General features: G+C 69.9%; 15 protein-coding genes and 2 tRNA genes. 4 read left to right on the top strand and 13 right to left on the bottom strand.

Translation table 11 applies throughout. The annotated features are described in order from the left end of the window. Positions 1–173: 173 nt before the first annotated feature. Both ASF41_RS12760 and ASF41_RS12755 read right to left on the bottom strand, forming a co-directional pair. Positions 174–824, bottom strand: a complete 651-nt coding sequence (locus tag ASF41_RS12760; protein WP_056493678.1) for a protein-L-isoaspartate O-methyltransferase — start codon at positions 822–824, stop codon at positions 174–176. A 273-nt stretch (positions 825–1,097) separates the two neighbouring features. Beyond that, positions 1,098–1,171, bottom strand: a tRNA-Cys gene (locus ASF41_RS12755). A gap of 345 nt (positions 1,172–1,516) precedes the next feature. Here ASF41_RS12755 and ASF41_RS12750 point away from each other — a divergent pair. Continuing rightward, positions 1,517–1,592, top strand: a tRNA-Asn gene (locus ASF41_RS12750). A gap of 241 nt (positions 1,593–1,833) precedes the next feature. On the opposite strand, the gene ASF41_RS12745 is transcribed toward ASF41_RS12750, so the two are convergent. From ASF41_RS12745 to ASF41_RS12695, 11 genes are all read right to left on the bottom strand, one after another. Then, a complete protein-coding gene (locus ASF41_RS12745; protein ID WP_056271873.1) occupies positions 1,834–2,475 on the bottom strand; it encodes a DedA family protein in 642 nt (213 codons plus the stop codon). 843 nt (positions 2,476–3,318) lie between these two features. Further along, positions 3,319–4,440 carry a branched-chain amino acid ABC transporter substrate-binding protein gene (locus ASF41_RS12740; RefSeq protein WP_056212923.1) on the bottom strand — a complete coding sequence of 374 codons (1,122 nt, stop codon included), beginning with the start codon at positions 4,438–4,440 and terminating at the stop codon, positions 3,319–3,321. Between the two features lie 86 nt (positions 4,441–4,526). Beyond that, positions 4,527–4,892: a DUF6867 family protein gene (locus tag ASF41_RS12735; protein WP_056212921.1), complete on the bottom strand. Its 366-nt coding sequence runs from the start codon at positions 4,890–4,892 to the stop codon at positions 4,527–4,529. 2 nt (positions 4,893–4,894) lie between these two features. Next, a complete protein-coding gene (locus ASF41_RS12730; RefSeq protein ID WP_056271855.1) occupies positions 4,895–5,677 on the bottom strand; it encodes an ABC transporter ATP-binding protein in 783 nt (260 codons plus the stop codon). Continuing rightward, a complete protein-coding gene (locus ASF41_RS12725) occupies positions 5,674–6,498 on the bottom strand; it encodes an ABC transporter ATP-binding protein (protein WP_244476333.1) in 825 nt (274 codons plus the stop codon). The genes ASF41_RS12730 and ASF41_RS12725 overlap by 4 nt, the downstream gene beginning before the upstream one ends. 104 nt (positions 6,499–6,602) lie before the next feature. Next, the gene (gene livM, locus ASF41_RS12720) at positions 6,603–7,988 is read right to left on the bottom strand and encodes a high-affinity branched-chain amino acid ABC transporter permease LivM (RefSeq protein WP_082504334.1); all 1,386 of its coding nucleotides are present in this window, start codon (positions 7,986–7,988) and stop codon (positions 6,603–6,605) included. Between the two features lie 3 nt (positions 7,989–7,991). Further along, the gene (locus tag ASF41_RS12715; protein WP_056493674.1) at positions 7,992–8,909 is read right to left on the bottom strand and encodes a branched-chain amino acid ABC transporter permease; all 918 of its coding nucleotides are present in this window, start codon (positions 8,907–8,909) and stop codon (positions 7,992–7,994) included. A gap of 237 nt (positions 8,910–9,146) precedes the next feature. After that, positions 9,147–9,560: an EF-hand domain-containing protein gene (locus ASF41_RS12710; RefSeq protein WP_056349262.1), complete on the bottom strand. Its 414-nt coding sequence runs from the start codon at positions 9,558–9,560 to the stop codon at positions 9,147–9,149. A 133-nt stretch (positions 9,561–9,693) separates the two neighbouring features. Then, on the bottom strand, positions 9,694–10,158 hold the full coding sequence (locus ASF41_RS12705) for a hypothetical protein (protein WP_056493669.1): 465 nt from the start codon (positions 10,156–10,158) through the stop codon (positions 9,694–9,696). A gap of 82 nt (positions 10,159–10,240) precedes the next feature. Beyond that, positions 10,241–10,588 carry a hypothetical protein gene (locus ASF41_RS12700; protein WP_056493666.1) on the bottom strand — a complete coding sequence of 116 codons (348 nt, stop codon included), beginning with the start codon at positions 10,586–10,588 and terminating at the stop codon, positions 10,241–10,243. 52 nt (positions 10,589–10,640) lie between these two features. Next, positions 10,641–11,288: a hypothetical protein gene (locus tag ASF41_RS12695; RefSeq protein ID WP_056493660.1), complete on the bottom strand. Its 648-nt coding sequence runs from the start codon at positions 11,286–11,288 to the stop codon at positions 10,641–10,643. Positions 11,289–11,453: 165 nt separating this feature from the next. Here ASF41_RS12695 and ASF41_RS12690 point away from each other — a divergent pair, with 165 nt between their 5' ends. The 3 genes from ASF41_RS12690 to ASF41_RS12680 all read left to right on the top strand — a co-directional run bounded on the left by ASF41_RS12690 (position 11,454) and on the right by ASF41_RS12680 (position 17,740). After that, the gene (locus ASF41_RS12690) at positions 11,454–12,122 is read left to right on the top strand and encodes a response regulator transcription factor (protein WP_056493656.1); all 669 of its coding nucleotides are present in this window, start codon (positions 11,454–11,456) and stop codon (positions 12,120–12,122) included. Further along, positions 12,119–13,630 (top strand): HAMP domain-containing sensor histidine kinase, encoded by a 1,512-nt coding sequence (locus ASF41_RS12685; RefSeq protein WP_348271631.1) that lies wholly within the window; start codon positions 12,119–12,121, stop codon positions 13,628–13,630. Before ASF41_RS12690 ends, ASF41_RS12685 begins: the two co-directional genes overlap by 4 nt. 309 nt (positions 13,631–13,939) lie before the next feature. Continuing rightward, positions 13,940–17,740 (top strand): EAL domain-containing protein, encoded by a 3,801-nt coding sequence (locus tag ASF41_RS12680; protein WP_056493653.1) that lies wholly within the window; start codon positions 13,940–13,942, stop codon positions 17,738–17,740. Positions 17,741–17,880: the final 140 nt, after the last annotated feature.

The following is a 17,880-nucleotide window of genomic DNA, read 5'->3' as shown; positions in this document are numbered from 1 at the left end:
CCTTGACCGGCAGAGCACCGGCCGCTTGCTGTGCATTGCGTGAATCCGTCAGGGGTGCCGCAAAAAAGCGACACTCCTTTCGGGTTACCTCCGAGGCGTGCGGTGCGCGAAACCGGTCTCCGTTCCACGGTATCGATGGCGACGAAGCGGTCCTTTTGGCAGCTCTGCGGAGGTCAGAACGCGAAATCGACCGCGTCCGCGAAGGCGCCCAGGGCCGGGAGCGCGGCATCGAAGAGGGGGCGCGCGCCGAAGGCGTCGCCGGCCCGCACGAACAGGGTCGCTTTCGCGGCCCGGTCCCGGCCCATCACGCAGACGAGGCGACCGCCGTCCTTCAACTGGTCCAGAAGGGGCTGCGGACGCGTCTCCACGCGGCCGTTCACCAGGATCGCATCGTACGGTGCACTCTGCGGGACGCCGGCCTCGAGCGGTCCTTCGACGACCGTGACGCGGTCGAGGCCGGTCAGGCGTTCGCGGGCGCCCGTCGCGAGATCGGCGTCGGACTCGAGGGCCACGACGTCGGCGCCGAGCCGCGCGAGGATCGCGGCGCCGTAGCCGTAGCCCGTGGCGGCATCGAGGGCGGTGTCGCCCGGCTGGATCGCCAGGGCCTGGATCATGCGGGCGAGCAGCATCGGTGCCGGCATCGCGCGGCCCGTCCGGCCGAGCCGCAGGGTCTGGTCGATATAGGCGAAGTCCTCGCGGCCCGGCGGCACGAAACGCTCGCGGGCGACCTCTCCGAAGGCGTCGAGGACCGGGACGTCGTTCACGTCGAAGGTCCGCAACTGACAATCGACCATGAGGCGTCGTGCCTGCGCGTAATCGAGCATGGATGCCGTCTTCCCTCGACCCTGGGCCGGCGCCGGGCGCCGCTCTGTCCTTCCGGGCGGCCGGGCGGCCACGCCGAAGCTTGCGGGTTGTCGTGGATCGATGGCGAAAACGCAAGGTTCCCGGAGGCGCCCCGCTGACACGCAGAAGCGGATCTTCCGGGCCTCGGCCGCGGCGATCGTTTCTGTCCACCCGGGTCGCCGAAAACTTGGCGCCGGTACCGGCGGGATCTCGTTCGTCGAATGGGACGCCGGTCGCGCCGGCAATAGAAAAGTTGGAGGCCTCGGAGGGAATCGAACCCCCGTACAAGGATTTGCAGTCCTCTGCGTAACCACTCCGCCACGAGGCCTCTGTCGCACCACCCCGAGGGGCTCGTCCGGCGACCCCCGTCCGGGCGGCCGGCTCGGGGAGAGCGGTCTCTAGCAGAGCCCCCCGCGTGAGGGCAACGGCCTTTGAACGATCTCTGCAAATTAGGCTGCACGGACGGATGCGTCCCCCTTCGCGCCCCTCGGTGGGACCATCTTCGGTCCTGCGCCTCGATCCCCCGCCTCCGATTCCACGCGGCTCTAGTCCGGGTCGCGAGGATTTCCGGCAACGCCCCGGGCGCCAGTCAAAAAATGTGACGGAATCGTCAAATCACCGGTCCAGACACTCTTGCGTCCCGGCGAAGCGCTGTGTAGACCCCCGATCGCGGTCCCCGATAGCTCAGTTGGTAGAGCAAGCGACTGTTAATCGCTTTGTCGCAGGTTCGAGTCCTGCTCGGGGAGCCAATCTTTCTTCAAAACTTGGCTGTACTCTTGATGAGTCAGCTAGAGCGGTTGAGCCGATCCTGGGATCTGGCCCCGCATCCTCGCAGCCGCTGGTTCGACGCCTTCGTCGAGTACGCCACACGGCGATGTTCTCGGTAAAGCCTGCTCTCTTCCGGCGTCGCGCCTCTCGCACTTGTCCGCGAACGACGAACCCCACCGGCCTCGGAGGCCGACGGGGTTCGTCTCGGGGGGGCGGCGTCGATCAGGTCAGTGGGCCGGGGATCGCGCTTTCGGCCTCCGCCAGCAGGCGCGTCTCGTGCTTGCGCACGAACAGCCAGAGGGCAAGGCCGCCGAATATCACCACGGCCAGCAGGGCGAGGCCCACGGGCCCGGCGACATGCTCGATCGAGCGGCCGCAGTAATACGAGCCGAGGCCCATGATCGTTGCCCAGGCGATGCCGCCGAGGCCGTTGAAGATCAGGAAGCGGCGGGCATCGAGCTTGTTCACGCCCGCGAGGACGGCTGCATAGGCGCGCAGCATCGCGGTGAAGCGGCCGAAGAAGACGATCTTCCCGCCATGCTCGCGAAAGAGATACTGCCCGAGCTTGAGGCGGCCGTGATCCAGGGCGATCAGGTGGCCATAGCGCAGCAGGAGCGGCATGCCCCAGCGGCGGCCGACCCAGTAGCCGAGATTGTCGCCCAGGATCGCGGCCGCCGCGGCCGCCAGGATGATCAGGCCGATGTTCAACTGGCCGGTGCTGCCGGCATAGACTGCCGACGAAATCAAGATCGTCTCGCCCGGCAGGGGCACGCCCGCGCTCTCCAGGGCGATGACGACGAAGATCGCGATATAACCGTAGCTGGCGATCAGGTCGGCGATGGGCAGGTTCGTGAGGAAGGACATGGGCATTCCCGTTCGGCAATCCCGCGACACAGAGCGGGCGAACATGGCGGGAACGGGGCTCGGCTGTGGCTGAGCCGTGCCTGAAGATTGGGTCACCGCTATCCTGCGGTGCCCGCAAAGCCCTGCCCCCGGACCATTGCCGGAGGCGGAGCGCTACTCTGTTGGGGGATCAGCTGAAGGAGCCGAAGCCTGCGAAACAGTCGCTTTCGATGCTCGGGGCGGTCGGCGTATCGGGCGCAGGCACCGGAGCGTCGTCGCCCGGATGCTCTGGACTTGGCAATGGGGACGGATAGATCTCGTGAGAGACGGTTGCGAGCGGCGAGGCAGAGCGATCGTGCTGCACGTCTAGGGTCATCCAGGCTCCTCAAGTGGCGTGCCAGTCCAACGGCACAGCTTGGGGTACCGGAAGCGGACCGGCCCGTTAACCCTCCCGGGGGTTCAGCGAGAACAGGTCTGGCATGCGGCGACCGGGAGCCATGTCGCCTCACGGTCATCGCTCCGTCGTTAGGATGTCGCCTGGGCGCGGAGGTCTCGGAGCCTCTGTCTCCAGCTCGTCAGGCGATCTTGCGTGGACGATGGTCCGGGTCGACGCCGCCCTCGGGGTCGGCGTCACGGGGGACGTCGGTCTTCCGGCGCGTGTGGCTATACCTGCTCCGTCGGGGTGGAATGCGCGCGTACGCGGAGAACCGCCCACGACCCGTTGCGACCACCGGAGCCAACCTGGCGCTGTGGCCGGCTGACGGGGTGTGCAGGTTCGTCGCGCCCGGAGCCTTCGCGGCCCCGCACGAAAAAGGCCGGGGGATCGCGCCCCCGGCCCCGATCGTCGACGACGCTCGGCGGAGCCTACGGCTGCTCGTTGCCGGCGTAGTTGATCGAGCCGTCGGCGCCCTTCTTCCACATGTACATCACGTAGTCCGGGCGGGTGATGTCGCCCTTCTTGTCGTAGGCGATGTCGCCGATCACCGTGTTGAAGGGCTTGCCCTCGTGCATGTAGGCGGCGACCTTCTGGCCGTCGGTGGACTTCGTCGCCTTCATCGCGTCGGCGAGGATCTGCATGGCGGCGTAGGAGTAAAGGGTGTAGCCCTCGGGGTCGAAGTTCATCGCCTTGAAGGCGTCGACGGTGGCCTTCGACTTCGGGTTCTTGCGGGCATCCGGCGAGAAGGTCATCAGGGTGCCGTCGGAGCCCGGGCCTGCCACCTGGGCGAATTCGCGGTCGGCGATGCCGTCGCCGCCCATCAGCGGCGCCTGCAGGCTCTGGTCGCGCATCTGGCGGATCAGCAGGCCGGCCTCGGTGTAGAGACCGCCGAAATAGACCACGTCGACATTGGCCTGCTTCAGCTTCGAGACCAGGGCCGAAAAGTCCTTCTCGCCCGGGTTGATGCCCTCGTACAGCACGTTGGTGCCGCCCTTGGCCTTCAGGGCCTTCAGGGTCTCGTCGGCCAAGCCCTTGCCGTAGGGGGTCTTGTCGTGGACGAAGGCGATCTTTTTGCCCTTGAACTTCTCGGCGAGATACGCCCCCGCCACCGCGCCCTGCTGGTCATCGCGACCGCAGGTGCGGAAGGTGTTCCAGTTGCCGCGCTCGGTATACTTGATCGCCGTGGAGGCCGGGCTGACCTCGACGATGCCGGCTTCCTGCAGCACGTCCGAGACCGGGATCGAGACGCCCGAGTTGAAGGCGCCGACCACGGCCTTCACGCCCTCGGAGGCGAACTTGTTGGCCACCGAGACGCCCTGCTTCGGATCGGAGGCGTCGTCGCCGACCGTCATCACCAGCTTCTCGCCGTTGACGCCGCCGGCCTTGTTGATGTCGGCGATGGCCTGCTGGGCCCCGGTCTTGATCTGCGCACCGAAGGCGGCGTTGGGACCAGTGACGGGGACCACCACGCCGATCTTGATCTCGGCCTGAGCGGCGGTGGCCGCCAGCATCAGGCTGAGGGCGACGCCGGCTGAAAACAGTGACTTCATGCTCGTTTCCCCTCTTGAGGCGCCGGACCGGGCGTTCGCTTCGCCGGCACGGTCGCCAACACGCGGTGTGGTCTCGCGACGCGCCGTCACGGCGTCGGCGCGCTCGTCCGGTCCCGCCAGCTCAGCGGTCCGGTGCGTTCGTAGAGCCAGGCATATTGCCGGGTCATCTGTCCGGTGCGGGTGTAGCGGTAGGCCACGGCCCCGATGGCGAGGACGACCGCCGCGTCGACAAGGTAAGCCGGCAGCGACAGCAGCGGGTCCTCGAACAGCGCGTAGTGAAGGAACCGCGTCACCGCCGCGATCAGCAGCAGGGCCAGAACGCAGTGCCAGAACGGCCGCCAGCCGCGGGCGAGCCCGCTGCCGGTCATCCAGGCCGCACCCCCGCCCATCGCCACGGTGATGAGGAGGAAGATTCCGAGGGTGCGCAGATCGAGGCTGAAACCGTCGGCCATGCTCAGTGCGATCCCCCCTCGAGATAGGCGGCCTTCACCTGCGGGTCGTCGAGAAGGGCCTGGCCGGTGCCGCTCATCGTGACCGCCCCCGTGACCATGACGTAGCCGCGATGCGCCAGCTTGAGGGCATGATAGGCGTTCTGCTCCACGATGAACACGGTCAGGCCTTCGCGGGCGTTGAGGTCGCGCACGGCGGAGAAGATCTGCTTGACCACCAGGGGCGCCAAGCCCAGCGAGGGCTCGTCGAGCATGAGCAGGCGCGGCCGGCTCATCAGCGCTCGGGCGATGGCGAGCATCTGCTGCTCGCCGCCCGACATGGTGCCGCCGCGCTGGTCGATACGCTCGCGCAGGCGCGGGAACAGGGTGCACATCCGCTCGAGGTCCTCGGCGAAATGCTTCCCCCCGTTGACGGCCGCGCCCATCTGCAGATTCTCACGCACCGTCATGCGGGAGAAGATCCGCCTTCCCTCGGGAGACTGCGCCAGGTTGAGCCGGGCGATCTCGTGCGTCGGCAGCTTGGTAATGTCCTGCCCTGCGAAGGTGATGGTGCCCTCGCGCGCCTGGGGCTGGCCGAAGATCGTCATCATCAGGGTGGACTTGCCGGCCCCGTTGGCGCCGATCAGGGCGACGATCTCGCCCGCGTGCACGTCGATGTCGACGCCCTTCAGGGCGCGGATGCTGCCGTAATAGGCCGAGACGCCGCGCACGCTGAGCAGCGGCGCTTTCGCGGCGTCCATCCGGGCGCGGGTCTCGTCCACCAGCACGTTGATGCCCGCGACGCTCATGCCGTTAATCCCGTAGAGGTTCCGGCAAGTCCGACTTCCGCTTCCACCGCCGCCACCTCCTCGTCGTCGACGCCGAGATAGGCCGCGATCACCCGGGTGTCGTTGCGGATCTCGTCCGGCGTGCCGTCGGCGATCTTGACGCCGTAATCGAGCACCACGATGCGGTCGGAGATCTGCATCACCACCGACATGTCGTGCTCAATGAGCAGCACCGAGGTGCCGTACTCGTCGCGGATCATCCGCAGAAGGGTGTTGAGGTCGGCCGATTCCCGCGGGTTGAGGCCGGCGGCCGGCTCGTCGAGGCAGAGCAGCACCGGGTCCGTGCACATGGCGCGGGCGATCTCCAGGCGGCGCTGGTCGCCATAGGGCAGATCGCCCGCCGGCTCGTCGGCCCGGTGGGTCAGGCCGATGCGCGCGATCCAGCCGGCGGCCTTGGCGATCGCCTCACCTTGCGCCCGGCGATAGCCCGGCAGGCCGAGGATGCCCGCGAGGGAGAAGCCGGAGGCCCGCATCAGGGGCTTGTGCATGGCGACCAGCAGGTTCTCCAGCACGGTCATCTGCGGGAACAGGCGGATGTTCTGGAAGGTGCGGGCGACCCGGGCGAGGCGGTTGACGTCGTGACCCGGCAGGCGCTCCAGCAGGTAGGTCTCGCCGCCGGCCTGCGCTAAGCGGATCATGCCCTCGGTCGGCTTGTAGAAGCCGGTGATGCAGTTGAAGACCGTGGTCTTGCCGGCGCCGTTCGGGCCGATCAGCGCGGTGATGTCGCCGCGCCCCACCTTGAAGGAGAGGTCGCCGACGGCGGTGAGGCCGCCGAACCGCATGGTCAGGTGGTCGACCACGAGGATCGGGTCGACCGGGCCGCCCGGATTCGCGGCCGGGGGCGCGTCCCGCAGGGTGGCGAGGCGGGTGGTACCTGTGGCGCGCGTCATGCGGTGCGCCCCCCGAGGCGGACCGAGGGCGAGCGCTCGGAGATGAGCCCGCGCGGGCGCCAGACCATCATGCACACCATGGCGAGGCCGAACAGCAGCAGGCGGTACTCGTTCGGGTCGAAGCCCTCGCCGAACACGGCCTTGAGGAAGGACAGGTTGCGCAGCAGTTCCGGGGCGCCGACCATGACGATCGCCGCGATGGCGACGCCGACCTGGCTGCCCATGCCGCCGAGAACCACGATGGCCAGGATGATCGCGCTCTCGAGGAAGTTGAAGCTTTCGGGGCTGACGAAGCCCTGGCGCACGGCGAAGAACGAGCCGGCGAAGCCCGCGAACATCGCGCCGAGCGCGAAGGCGGTGAGCTTCGTCATCGTGGTGTCGATGCCCAGCGAGCGGCAGGCGATCTCGTCCTCGCGCAGGGCCTCCCAGGCACGCCCCAGGGGCAGGCGACGCATACGCAGGGTGACGAGGTTGGTGATCAGCGCCAGCACCAGGATCAGGTAGTAGAGGAAGACGATCCGGTGCATCGGGCTGAAGCTCAGCCCGAAGGTCTGGGCGAAGCCGCCCTCCCCGGCCGTGAACGGGATGCCGAAGAAGCTGGCGCGGGGAATCGAGGACAGGCCGGCGGCCCCGCCGGAGAAGTCGACCCAGTTGATCAGGACGAGGCGGATGATCTCGCCGAAGGCGAGGGTCACGATGGCGAGGTAGTCGCCCCGCAGGCGCAGCACCGGGAAGCCGAGCAGCACCCCGAAGGCGGCGGCGAACAGGCCGGCCAGCGGCAGGCAGATCCAGAACGAGAGCCCGAACACGGTGGAGAGCAGCGCGTAGGAATAGGCCCCCACCGCGTAGAAGGCGACGTAGCCGAGGTCGAGCAGCCCGGCGAGGCCGACGACGATGTTCAGGCCCCATCCGAGCATGACGTAGGTCAGGATGAGGATGCCGAGGTCGATCCAGTAGCGCCCCTCCGACAGGCCGCCCGAGCCGAGGGTGGCGAGCAGCGGCAGGGTGAGCGCGACGGCCAGCGTCAGCGGACCGAGGACGCGGCCGGCCCGGGCGACGACCGGGGCCGCATCGACGGTCGCGAGGCGGTGGGCCTCCCGCCGGCGCGCGACCTCGCCCAGCAGCAGGCGCTGGCCGAGGCGCAGCACGAACACCGCGAGGCAGAGGCCCGCCACGACTCCCCAGCGGCCGGTGAGTTCAAGGCCGGTGCCCTGCCCGAGATCGGTGCGGTAGGCCACCACCGGGATGCTCAACCCGAGCGTTACCAGGGCGAAGAGGGCGGAATCCTTGAGCATCTCCGGCAGGGCCGCGGCGGAGCGGCGGCCGACGGTGGGGGACACCGCACCGATGGTCGATCCGTGAGTCGTCGATCCTTGCGCCATGGCTCAGACCTTCTCGACTTCGGGGCGTCCGAGGATGCCGGATGGTTTGAAGATGAGCACCACGATGAGGATCAGGAACGCGGCCACGTCCTTGTACTCGATCGAGAAGTAGGCCGACCAGAAGGTCTCGATCAGGCCGATGATCAGGCCCCCGAGGACCGCGCCGGGCAGCGAGCCGATACCGCCGAGCACCGCCGCGGTGAAGGCCTTCACGCCGGGCACGAACCCGTCCGAGAACGAGACCACGCCGTAATAGAGGAGGTAGAGGGTGCCGGCGACGGCGGCGAGCGCCGCGCCCAGCACGAAGGTCAGCGAGATCGTCCGGTCGACGTTGATGCCGAGCAAGGCCGCCATGCGCCGGTCCTGCTCGCAGGCGCGCTGGGCGCGGCCGAAGGAGGTGCGCTGCACGAGGTACCAGAAGCCGGCGAGCAGCAGCGCCGTCGTCGTCATGATGATCGCCTGCTTGTAGGACAGGGTCACGGTGTACTGCTCGTTCTGGTAGAGCACGATGACGTCTCGGACGAGGGGCGGCACCGGCTTGTTGCGGGCGCCCTGCACCACCTGGACGAAGTTCGACAGGAAGATCGACACGCCGATGGCCGAGATCAGCGGCGCGAGGCGGAAGGAGCCGCGCAGGGGCCGGTAGGCGACCCGCTCGATCGCCCAGCCCCAGAGAGCCGTGAGGATCATGGCGAGCATCAGCACGATCAGGAACACCAGGGCGACCGAGGTCAGCCCGAGCCAGGACGTGAGGATGAGGAAGAAGATCAGGGCAATGAAGGATGAGAGCATGAACACGTCGCCATGGGCGAAGTTCACCATCCCGATGATGCCGAAGACCATGGTGTAGCCCAGGGCGATCAACCCGTAGATCGACCCGAGCGTCAGGCCGTTGATGAACTGCTGGGCGAAAAATTCCATGAACCGGCCTTCGTTTCGACGGCGCAGCCATCGGCGAACGCTGTCTGCGATCGGCAGACGCTGTTTGCGAATGGCGTGCCAGCCTGGAATGTTCTGAACTGCCGCCTCCGGTCAATCCTCGCGGCGAGTCCCGGGGTGAGCTTTCTCGGACCCTGAAACGCGAACGGCCCGGCGCTGGGAGCGCCGGGCCGTCCCGGGAGGTGGGTCGTGCTCCGGTGCCCGAGGCACCGGTCGGACTTACTTGAGGAGGGAGACCAGGGCCTTGCCGGCGGGGGTCTTCAACTCCTTGGCGTCGAGGGTGCCGTCGTTGTCCGGATCGGCGGCCTTGAAGCGGGCCTCGACCAGGGCGAGGAACTCGGTCTTGTCGAGGGTGCCGTCCGAATCCGGGTCGGCGGCCTTGAGGGCCTTCTTGCTGACGCGGCCCTTGAGCTCCTTGGCGTCGACGGTGCCGTCCTTGTCGGATTCCAGCTTGTCGAAGAGTGCGCCGGCCACGGCCTGGGCCTCCTTGAGGTCGATGGTGCCGTCGTTGTCGGTGTCGACCATCGAGATCACCTTCGATGCGCCCGGACCCTTGGCGGAAGCCGGGATGGCCAGGGGAAGCGCGAGGGCGGCGGCACCCAGGACGACGGCGAGGCGGGACAGATGGGACATGCGAAGAGCTCCGTATCAGCAGTAACGATTGCCGATCTATCACGCTGAAATGGAGCGGCGAAAGCTTGATATTGCAATGCAGTATCGCGTCCGGGCCGGTGGTCCCCCTTCGGCCCGGCGCCATGACGCTTGGTCAGCCGGTCGGCGCGGCAGTCCCGGACAGGGCCTTCGTCTTGCGGATCACCCCCACGAAGGTGACGTGCGCCTCGACATACCCGCCGTCCTTCCGGGCGCGGATCTCGAAATGCTTTGGCCTGCGCCGGGCCTCCCCCTCGACCTGAAAGCCCGCCTTTCGGAGTGCCGCGAAGGCGACCGTCGGATCGGCCTGACCCGCATCGCCGTCTTCGGGACGCGGCCGGGCGATGGCGTGCCGCATCCCATCCGGAGCCGTGATGGCGATGGCCTTGATCTCCGAGGGCTTCCGCTCGCCGGTCACCGCGATGGCGTCGCCCGGCGTCAGCGTCACGCCCGCGAGGGCGAGCGCCCTGGCGCCCTCCGGGCCGAGATCTACGAGGACGCGGCCCTCGGGGGACTCGATCGCGAGGCGGTGGCCGAACAGGGCCCAGATCGTTCCGTGCGTGCTGCATGTTGGGGGCATCAGGATAGGGTGCTCTCTGTCAAAGGAGGGAGGTCGGGATGCGGCGGCTCGGGGAGCCGCCGCATCGCTGTTCGGGGTGGGATCAGCGGGCGTCGGGCTTGGCCGCTTCTGGCCTGGACCCGTCGGTCTTCGACGCGTCCGGCTGCGGCAGCGCGGCGAGGCGGTCGAGCATCTGCAGGGTCAGGTCGGCGCAGGCCTTCATGGGCTCCTCGTCGGCGCACTTCACGTCGACGACGGTCTCGCCCCGCTCCAGGCGGAAATGGGCGGCTTTCGGCGGCGGCGGTGCATCGGGACCGCGCCGGGGGCCGCCCGGAGGAGCGCCGGCTTCCGGCCCGGGGCGCGGACCGCCGGGCGGCGGGGCCGGCTGGGCGACGGCCGCGCCGGCGATCAGGATCGCGGCGGCGCCGAGGAGGGCTGTGGTCTTCGTCATGATGGATGTCCTGCCGGGTGAGATCGAAGGGGGGAGACGGCGCAGGGGACGCTCAGAAGACCCGCTTCTCGCGGACCTGACCGTCGAAGCCGACGTGGAGCTGGCGCTCGCGCCCATCGGTGCCGCGTGCGGCGACCTCGAGGTGACGCGGCCCCCGTCCGGTGACCCGGATGTCGGAGTAGCCGGCCGCCTCGACGCGGGCGGTCAGGGCCGGCACGTCGGGCTTCGCCCCGAGGCCCACCTTGTCCTTGGCCCAGTCCAGGGTTCCGGCGGGTGGGCCGCCGGCGGGGCCGAAGCGCACCTGGCTGCCATCGGCGCGGGTGATCAGCAGGGCGTGGAGGAAGCCGTTCTCGAACCGGCCCTGCACGGTGATGGCCTCGCCGGGCTTCACCAGGGCGCCCCCCTCCCCCTGGCGGCCGGTCTCGACCAGCGCCTTGCCGGTGCCGTCCTGCATCACGAACTTGTTGCCATAGATCTCGGCGACGTCGCCCTTGGCGGCGATGGAGCCCGAAGCCTTCAGGGCGGAGATCGCCGTGGGCGCCACCGGCGTCATCACCGAGGCTCCGGTCTGGGCGAGCGACAGGCCGACCGCGCCGAAGGCGAGGGGCGCCGCGATGGCGCCGACGACGAGAGCGCGGCGCGAGGGCTTCGGGGTCGGGGTGAGGCTGGCGGGCGCGGGGGTCTGGGTGGTCTCGGTCATGGTGGCCTGTCCTTCCGGGGTTCGGCGGTTGCCCTCTCGGGTTGACGCCGTTCTAGGCCGGGACCTCCAACCCGATCTGAACCGCACGGTTCAGCCCCCGTTAAACGACGCGGCGTAGGCCGCTCGCCGGTCCACCTTCGCCCTTCCACCCACGGACACCACGCCATGAAACTCTTGCTGGTGGAGGATGATGCGCCGCTCGCCGCCGAGATCGCCAAGGCTCTGCGGGCCGAGAACTTCGCCCTCGACCACGCGGCGAACGGCGAGGACGCGCAGCATCTCGGCGAGACCGAGACCTACGACGCGGTGGTGCTCGATCTCGGCCTGCCCAGGCGCGACGGGCTCACCGTCCTCCAGGCCTGGCGGGCGGCTGGCCGAACCGTGCCGGTCCTCGTCCTCACGGCGCGGGACGGCTGGAGCGACAAGGTCGCGGGCTTCAAGGCGGGGGCCGACGACTTCCTGGTCAAGCCGTTCCGGGTCGAGGAGCTGGTGATCCGCCTGCGTGCTCTGGTGCGCCGGGCGACCGCGCACGGGGCGTCCCGCGTCACCTGCGGTCCCCTCTCCTACGAATCCGGCCTGGGCATCTTCGAGCGCGACGGCCTGCCCCTGAAGCTCACCGGCCTCGAATGGCGCGTCCTGTCATGCCTGATCCTGCACAAGGACGGGGTGATGCCGCGCAGCCAGCTCATCGAGCGGGTCTATGACGGCGACGCCGACGTCGATTCGAACTCGGTCGAGGTCATCATCACCCGCCTGCGCCGCAAGATCGCCCCCGCCCGGATCGAGGGGGTGCGTGGCCACGGTTATCGCCTGCTCCCGGGCGATCCCGCGTGACCCCGACGAAGCCTCCTGCCGGGCACGCCGGCGCGGTTGGGCACGAACCGCCGGCCAAGCCCGCGCCGTCCGACCGGCCCGGTCCGCCCCCGAAGCCCGTCGGGCTCCTCCATCTCGGCTCCCTGCAGCGGCGCCTGCTCCTGGCCGCCCTCGGCCTCGTCACCGTGGCCCTGCTGGTCGCCGGCCTCGCCATCGGGCTCGTCCTGCACCGCTTCGTCCGGACCCAGCTCGACAGCCGCCTCGACAGCCAGCTCGTCGCCCTGGCGTCGAGCCTGGAGCGCGGCCCCGGCGACCGCCTGCGCCTCCATCGTGCCCTGGACGGGCCGCCCTTCGACCGCCCGCGTTCCGGCTGGTACTGGCAGGTTCGCCAGGGGGGCAGGACCTTGCGGGCCGAGTCCCTCCAGGGGGAATCCCTGGAGGCGCGCAACCTGCGCCTGCCGGACCCGTCCGCCCTGGGCGGCTCGATCCCGGGCGGCCCCGGCTCGGCCCGGCCACCCCGTGACCGGGACCCGGACCGCCCCCAGCCGGGCGACGGCACCGGCCCCTGGGGCGAAGCCCTGATCCTGCGCATCCAGGTCCTGCCCGCCCAGGGGGACACGCCGCCGGCCCTCCTCATCGCCACGGCCCCGGCCAAGGCCCTGAACGGACCCTTGCGCGAGGCCGGTCTGACCCTCGCGGCCATCCTGGGGATCCTCGGTCTCTGCCTGGTGGCCGGCACCGTCCTGCAGGTCCGCCTCGGCCTGCGGCCCCTGGAGCAGCTGCGCCGGGACATCGCCGAGGTCCGGGCCGGACGCCGGCCCCGGATTCCCTGCCCGCAGCCCGCCGAGATCCGTCCCCTGGTGGGCGAGGTGAACGCCCTCCTCGACCAGAACGCCGCAAACCTCGAACGGGCCCGCACCCACGTGGCGAACCTCGCCCACGGCCTGAAGACGCCCCTCGCCACCCTGACCCTCGCCCTCTCGGACCGAACCCGCGACCCGGATGGTCGCCTCGCCGAGCTCGCCGGCGCCATGGACCGGCAGGTGCGCCACCACCTGCGGCGCGCCCGGGCCGCCGCGTTGGGCGGCGCGACCCGCACCCGGACCGAACTCGCCGGTCCCCTCGCCGACCTGCGGACCACCTTCGGGCGCCTCTACGCCGAGAAGCGCCTCGCCCTTGAGCTCGACCTGCCGGCCGGCCTCGCGGTGGCCTGCGATCCGCAGGACATCGACGAGATGCTCGGCAACCTCATCGACAATGCCTGCCAGTGGAGCCGCGGTCGCGTCCGGGTCTCGGCCGCCGCCACGGAGGCGGGAATTGCCGTGACCGTGGCGGATGACGGTCCCGGGTTGGACGCGGAGGCGGCCGCCCGCGCCGTGCGGCCCGGCGGACGCCTCGACGAGAGCGTGCCCGGCCACGGCTTCGGTCTCTCGATCACCCGGGAACTCGCCGAGCTGTACGGCGGGGGCTTGCGCCTCACGCGCTCGGATCTCGGCGGTCTCAGTGCCCGGTTGCTTTTGCCGGCGTGACGGCCGCCGATGTCTCGCGAAGAACCGACGTCGACGGTGAGCAACGCCGCCTTCCCGGACAAACGAGCCGGTGCGCCACCAAGGAACGCACGGCCGTCGCCGAGACGTCGCGGGCATAAAGGAAAGTGAAAGGCTGGCACGGCATGGTCTCGCATCGGGCGGTTTCGTCGCGGGTGTCCGCAAGACCGGTTGATGTTCATCCTGTGCCGGCTCGGACCCGTCATCGACAGCGGGGGCTGCCGGTTTCGGGGTCCTGAGATGCGGATCGCGGCGTTTCCGTGGATTGTGCGTCGGTGAGAAAGGGTTGTCGTGCCGAGCTCCAGCGTCGAGGCGCAGCGTCTGGCCATCCTCAACGACCTGAGACTCTTGGAGTGTACGCCGGAGGCGCATCTCGATGCCGTCTGCCGGACAGCCTGCGCTCTGTTCGGCGTGCCCATCGCCCTCGTGAACCTTGCCGGCAGCGAGACCTATACGCTCAAGGCGCGATGCGGTGTCGCCGAGGGGGGCACCCTCTCCCGGGCCGGTGCCTTCTGCGACCGGACGATCCTGGGGGCGCCCGGCGCAGTGCTGGTCCTGCCCGACATCCTGGACGATGCCGAGTTCGCGACGAGCCCCCTGGTCACCGGGGGACCGCGGGCCCGGTTCTACGCGGGCGTACCCCTCGCCCTGTCGGACGGCCTGCCCCTCGGCACGCTCTGCCTCATCGACACGGTTCCGCGCGACGATTTCGACGCGACCCGCGTGGCGCAACTGCGCGACCTCGGCACCGTCGTCGAGGCCCACCTCCGGCTCACCGTCGCGCAGCGCGCGAGTCAGATCGAGCGAGCGGAGCGCCAGCGGACAGAGGTGCTCCTTGCCGCCAAGGCCGCCGACCTCAAGCTCGTGGTCGAGGCCCAGCGGATGACCGAGTCCGTCGCCCATATCGGCTACTGGCGCATCCATGCGCGGGCCCGGACCGTCTCGTGGTCCGAGGGGCTATGCGGTGTCTTCGGGCGGCCGATGCCCCCCGGCGGCGAGATTTCCCTCGACGACCACCTCGCCTACTACCATCCGGACGACCGGGCCGCGGTCTCGGCCCGCATCGCCAACGCTCTGGAGAGCGACGGGCCCGAGGGCGCCGCCTACCAGGGGCGGGCCCGCATTGTCCGGCCGGACGGCAGCCTCTGTCACGTGATCGTCCAGGGCGCGGTGGAGCGCGATGCCGGTGGCCGCCTCACGGCGCTCTACGGCCTCGTCCTCGACGTCACCGACCTCGCTGCCTCCGAGGCGCAGCTGCGGGAGAAGGACCTGCGCCTGCGCGCGACCCTGGAGACCATGGACCAGGGCCTGATCATGATGGATGCGCAGGGCTGCGTCCGGCTGCTCAACCCGCGGGCCCTGCAACTGCTGGACCTGCCGGAGGCGATCCTGTGCGAAGGGGCGCTCCTGTCCGACATCCTCGCGCACCTGACGGAGCGCGGCGAGTTTTCGGCGATGCCGACCGCCCAGGACGGCCGGCCGCGCCTGCGCGATGCGACCGGCGCCTGGACGCCCCTGCGGATCGACTGGCCGCGTCCGGACGGGACCACCCTCGAGGTCCGGGGTGTGACCCTGCCCGACGGTGGCATCCTGCACACCTTCACCGACGTCACGGAGCATCGGGCGGCGGAGGCCCGCACCCGAGAGGGCGAGCGGCGGTATCGCATCCTCGCGGATTCCGTCTCCGACATGATCGTCCGGCGCAGCGTCGCGAACGTCCGCACGTACGTCTCTCCGGCCGCCCGCGATCTCCTCGGCTACAGCCCCGAGGAGATGCTGAGCCTGCCCCTGGAGGCCTCGCTCCACCCCGAGGATGCGCCCGCCACGCGCGCGTTCCTCGAGGCGTTCCGGGCCGGGCGTACCGAGACGGGCCGCATCACCCATCGCCTGCGCCACCGCGATGGCCGCTGGATCTGGGTGGAGGCGCAGACGCGGCTCGTGCGCGACGAGGCGGGGCGGCCCTTCGAAACCATCACCGCCGCGCGCGACGTCAGCGAGCGCGTCGCCGCCGAGCAGGCCCTGCGCCTGGGCGAGGCCCGGTACCGCGCGCTCGCCGATTCCCTGCCGCAGATCGTCTGGGTCGTCTCCCTCCACGACGGCACCGCCACCTACGTCAACCAGCGGTTCGAGGACTACTACGGACCCATCGGCATCAGCCGGGAGGCCCGCCTCGCCCGCAATCACCCGGAGGATGCCGCGCGGATGGAGGCGGTCTTCAGCGAGGCCCGCCGGCTGGGGGATGCCTACGAGATGGAAGGCCGCCTCCTCCGGCACGACGGCGTCTATCGCTGGCACAAGCTCGTCATGCTGCCCATCCGGGAGGACGGCGTGATGGTCGGCTTGCTCGGGACGGCCCTCGACATCGACGACATCGTGACGGCGCGCCAAGCCCTGGAGGAAACCTCGAATCTCCTGCGGCTCGCGCAGGAATCGGCCGGGGCCGGACTCTGGTCCTGGGACCTGAAGGGCGGCACCGTCCGGCACTCCGTCGATAGCGCGCGGATGTACGGCCTCCCGGTGCCGGCGGGCCACGCGGCCGACAGGCCGGTGGAGGTCGGCATCGGCGCGTGGGACCGCCACATCCATGCGGGCGACCTCGCGGTCCTGTACGGACAGGTCTACCGCTGCCTCGCCGAGGGCGGATCCTACAGCGGCGAGTTCCGGCTGGCCGCGCCGGAAGGCGATCCGCCGCGCTGGCTCCAGAGCTTCGCCCGGGTCGTGACCGACCCGGAGTCGAACGAGCCGGTGAAGATCGTGGGGCTCACGATGGATGTCACCGCGCGCAAGCTGGCGGAGGGCCGGATCGCCCATATGGCCCTGCATGACGGGCTGACCGGCCTGCCGAACCGGCTCCTGTTCAAGGAGGGCCTGAGCAACGCCCTCGCCCGCGCCGATCGCCGGGGCGGCCGCTTCGCGGTCCTGGCCTGCGACCTCGATCGCTTCAAGGCCGTCAACGACACCCTCGGTCATCCGGCCGGCGACGCGCTCCTGCGCGTGGTGGCCGACCGCCTGCGCAGCGTGGTTCGGGAGGGCGACACCGTCGCGCGCCTGGGCGGCGACGAATTCGCCATCATCCTGGCCGACCTTGACGATCCCCAGGAAGCGGGGCTCGCGGCGCGCCGCATCATCGAGGCGATGGAACAGCCCGTCGACCTCGACGGGCACCGGGTCGGGATCGGGGTCAGCGTCGGCATCGGCCTCGGCTCCCAGGACGGCGCCGACGCCGACACGCTGTTCCGCAACGCCGACATCGCCCTCTACCGGGCCAAGGCGGCCGGCCGGAACACCTATCGCTTCTACGAGGCGGCCATGGATGCGGCGACGACCCAGCGCAACCTCCTCGAGCTGGAGATGCGCGAGGCGGTGCGCACGGGCGGCTTCAGCCTGCACTACCAGCCGGTCCTGCACCTCGACAGCGGTGCCGTGAAGGGCTTCGAGGCCCTGCTTCGCTGGCAGCATCCGGTGCGGGGCATGATCGCGCCCGGAGCGTTCATTCCCCTTGCGGAGGAGACCGGGCTGATCCGTCAGCTCGGAAGCTGGGCCCTCCGGGAGGCCTGCACCGAGGCGGCCTCCTGGCCGGGGGACCGGCGCATCGCGGTCAACGTCTCGGCGGTCCAGTTCGGGCAAGCGAACCTGGAGCAGAGCGTGGTCGCCGCCCTGTCGGCCTCTGGGCTGCCGGCGCGGCGCCTGGAACTGGAGATCACCGAAAGCGTGCTGATGCAGGATGCCGAGGCGGTCCTCGCCTGCCTGCACCGCCTGCGGGCTCTCGGGGTCCGGATCGCCCTCGACGATTTCGGCACCGGCTACTCCTCCCTGAGCTACCTGCGCCGCTTCCCCTTCGACCGGATCAAGATCGACCGGTCCTTCATCCGCGAGATCGCCGATCCCGGCACCGCCGCGATCGTACGGGCGGTGGTCGACCTCGGCACCCAGCTCGGCGCCAGCATCACCGCCGAGGGAATCGAGACGGAAGAGCAGATGGCGCGGGTGCGCCAGGAAGGCTGCACCGAGGCGCAGGGCTTCCTCCTCGGACGCCCCCTCCCGGCCGAGGAGGCACGTCGGTTCCTCGAAGGCCTGCGCGACGCAGCCTGAACGTCGTGTTTCTGTCACAAGGCTGTTGACAGGAGATTCGGGGATCCGTATACCCCGGTTCATCGGCGGGCGGCCAACGGGGTTGGCGGCTTGCTTTTGCATCTCCTGACGATTGGCGGGGTTTGGGCCTGGGGTTCTGG

The sequence above is a fragment of the Methylobacterium sp. Leaf111 genome (assembly GCF_001423285.1).
GTDB lineage: Bacteria > Pseudomonadota > Alphaproteobacteria > Rhizobiales > Beijerinckiaceae > Methylobacterium.
This window is presented reverse-complemented; position numbering and strand designations above follow the sequence as displayed.

Excerpts from the sequence above, each read along its gene's own strand:
- ASF41_RS12760 (WP_056493678.1), bottom strand. The coding sequence starts at position 824 with ATGCTCGATTACGCGCAGGCACGACGCCTCATGGTCGATTGTCAGTTG.
- ASF41_RS12745 (WP_056271873.1), bottom strand. The coding sequence starts at position 2,475 with ATGTCCTTCCTCACGAACCTGCCCATCGCCGACCTGATCGCCAGCTAC.
- ASF41_RS12740 (WP_056212923.1), bottom strand. The coding sequence starts at position 4,440 with ATGAAGTCACTGTTTTCAGCCGGCGTCGCCCTCAGCCTGATGCTGGCG.
- ASF41_RS12735 (WP_056212921.1), bottom strand. The coding sequence starts at position 4,892 with ATGGCCGACGGTTTCAGCCTCGATCTGCGCACCCTCGGAATCTTCCTC.
- ASF41_RS12730 (WP_056271855.1), bottom strand. The coding sequence starts at position 5,677 with ATGAGCGTCGCGGGCATCAACGTGCTGGTGGACGAGACCCGCGCCCGG.
- ASF41_RS12725 (WP_244476333.1), bottom strand. The coding sequence starts at position 6,498 with ATGCGGTTCGGCGGCCTCACCGCCGTCGGCGACCTCTCCTTCAAGGTG.
- livM (WP_082504334.1), bottom strand. The coding sequence starts at position 7,988 with ATGGCGCAAGGATCGACGACTCACGGATCGACCATCGGTGCGGTGTCC.
- ASF41_RS12715 (WP_056493674.1), bottom strand. The coding sequence starts at position 8,909 with ATGGAATTTTTCGCCCAGCAGTTCATCAACGGCCTGACGCTCGGGTCG.
- ASF41_RS12710 (WP_056349262.1), bottom strand. The coding sequence starts at position 9,560 with ATGTCCCATCTGTCCCGCCTCGCCGTCGTCCTGGGTGCCGCCGCCCTC.
- ASF41_RS12705 (WP_056493669.1), bottom strand. The coding sequence starts at position 10,158 with ATGCCCCCAACATGCAGCACGCACGGAACGATCTGGGCCCTGTTCGGC.
- ASF41_RS12700 (WP_056493666.1), bottom strand. The coding sequence starts at position 10,588 with ATGACGAAGACCACAGCCCTCCTCGGCGCCGCCGCGATCCTGATCGCC.
- ASF41_RS12695 (WP_056493660.1), bottom strand. The coding sequence starts at position 11,288 with ATGACCGAGACCACCCAGACCCCCGCGCCCGCCAGCCTCACCCCGACC.
- ASF41_RS12690 (WP_056493656.1), top strand. The coding sequence starts at position 11,454 with ATGAAACTCTTGCTGGTGGAGGATGATGCGCCGCTCGCCGCCGAGATC.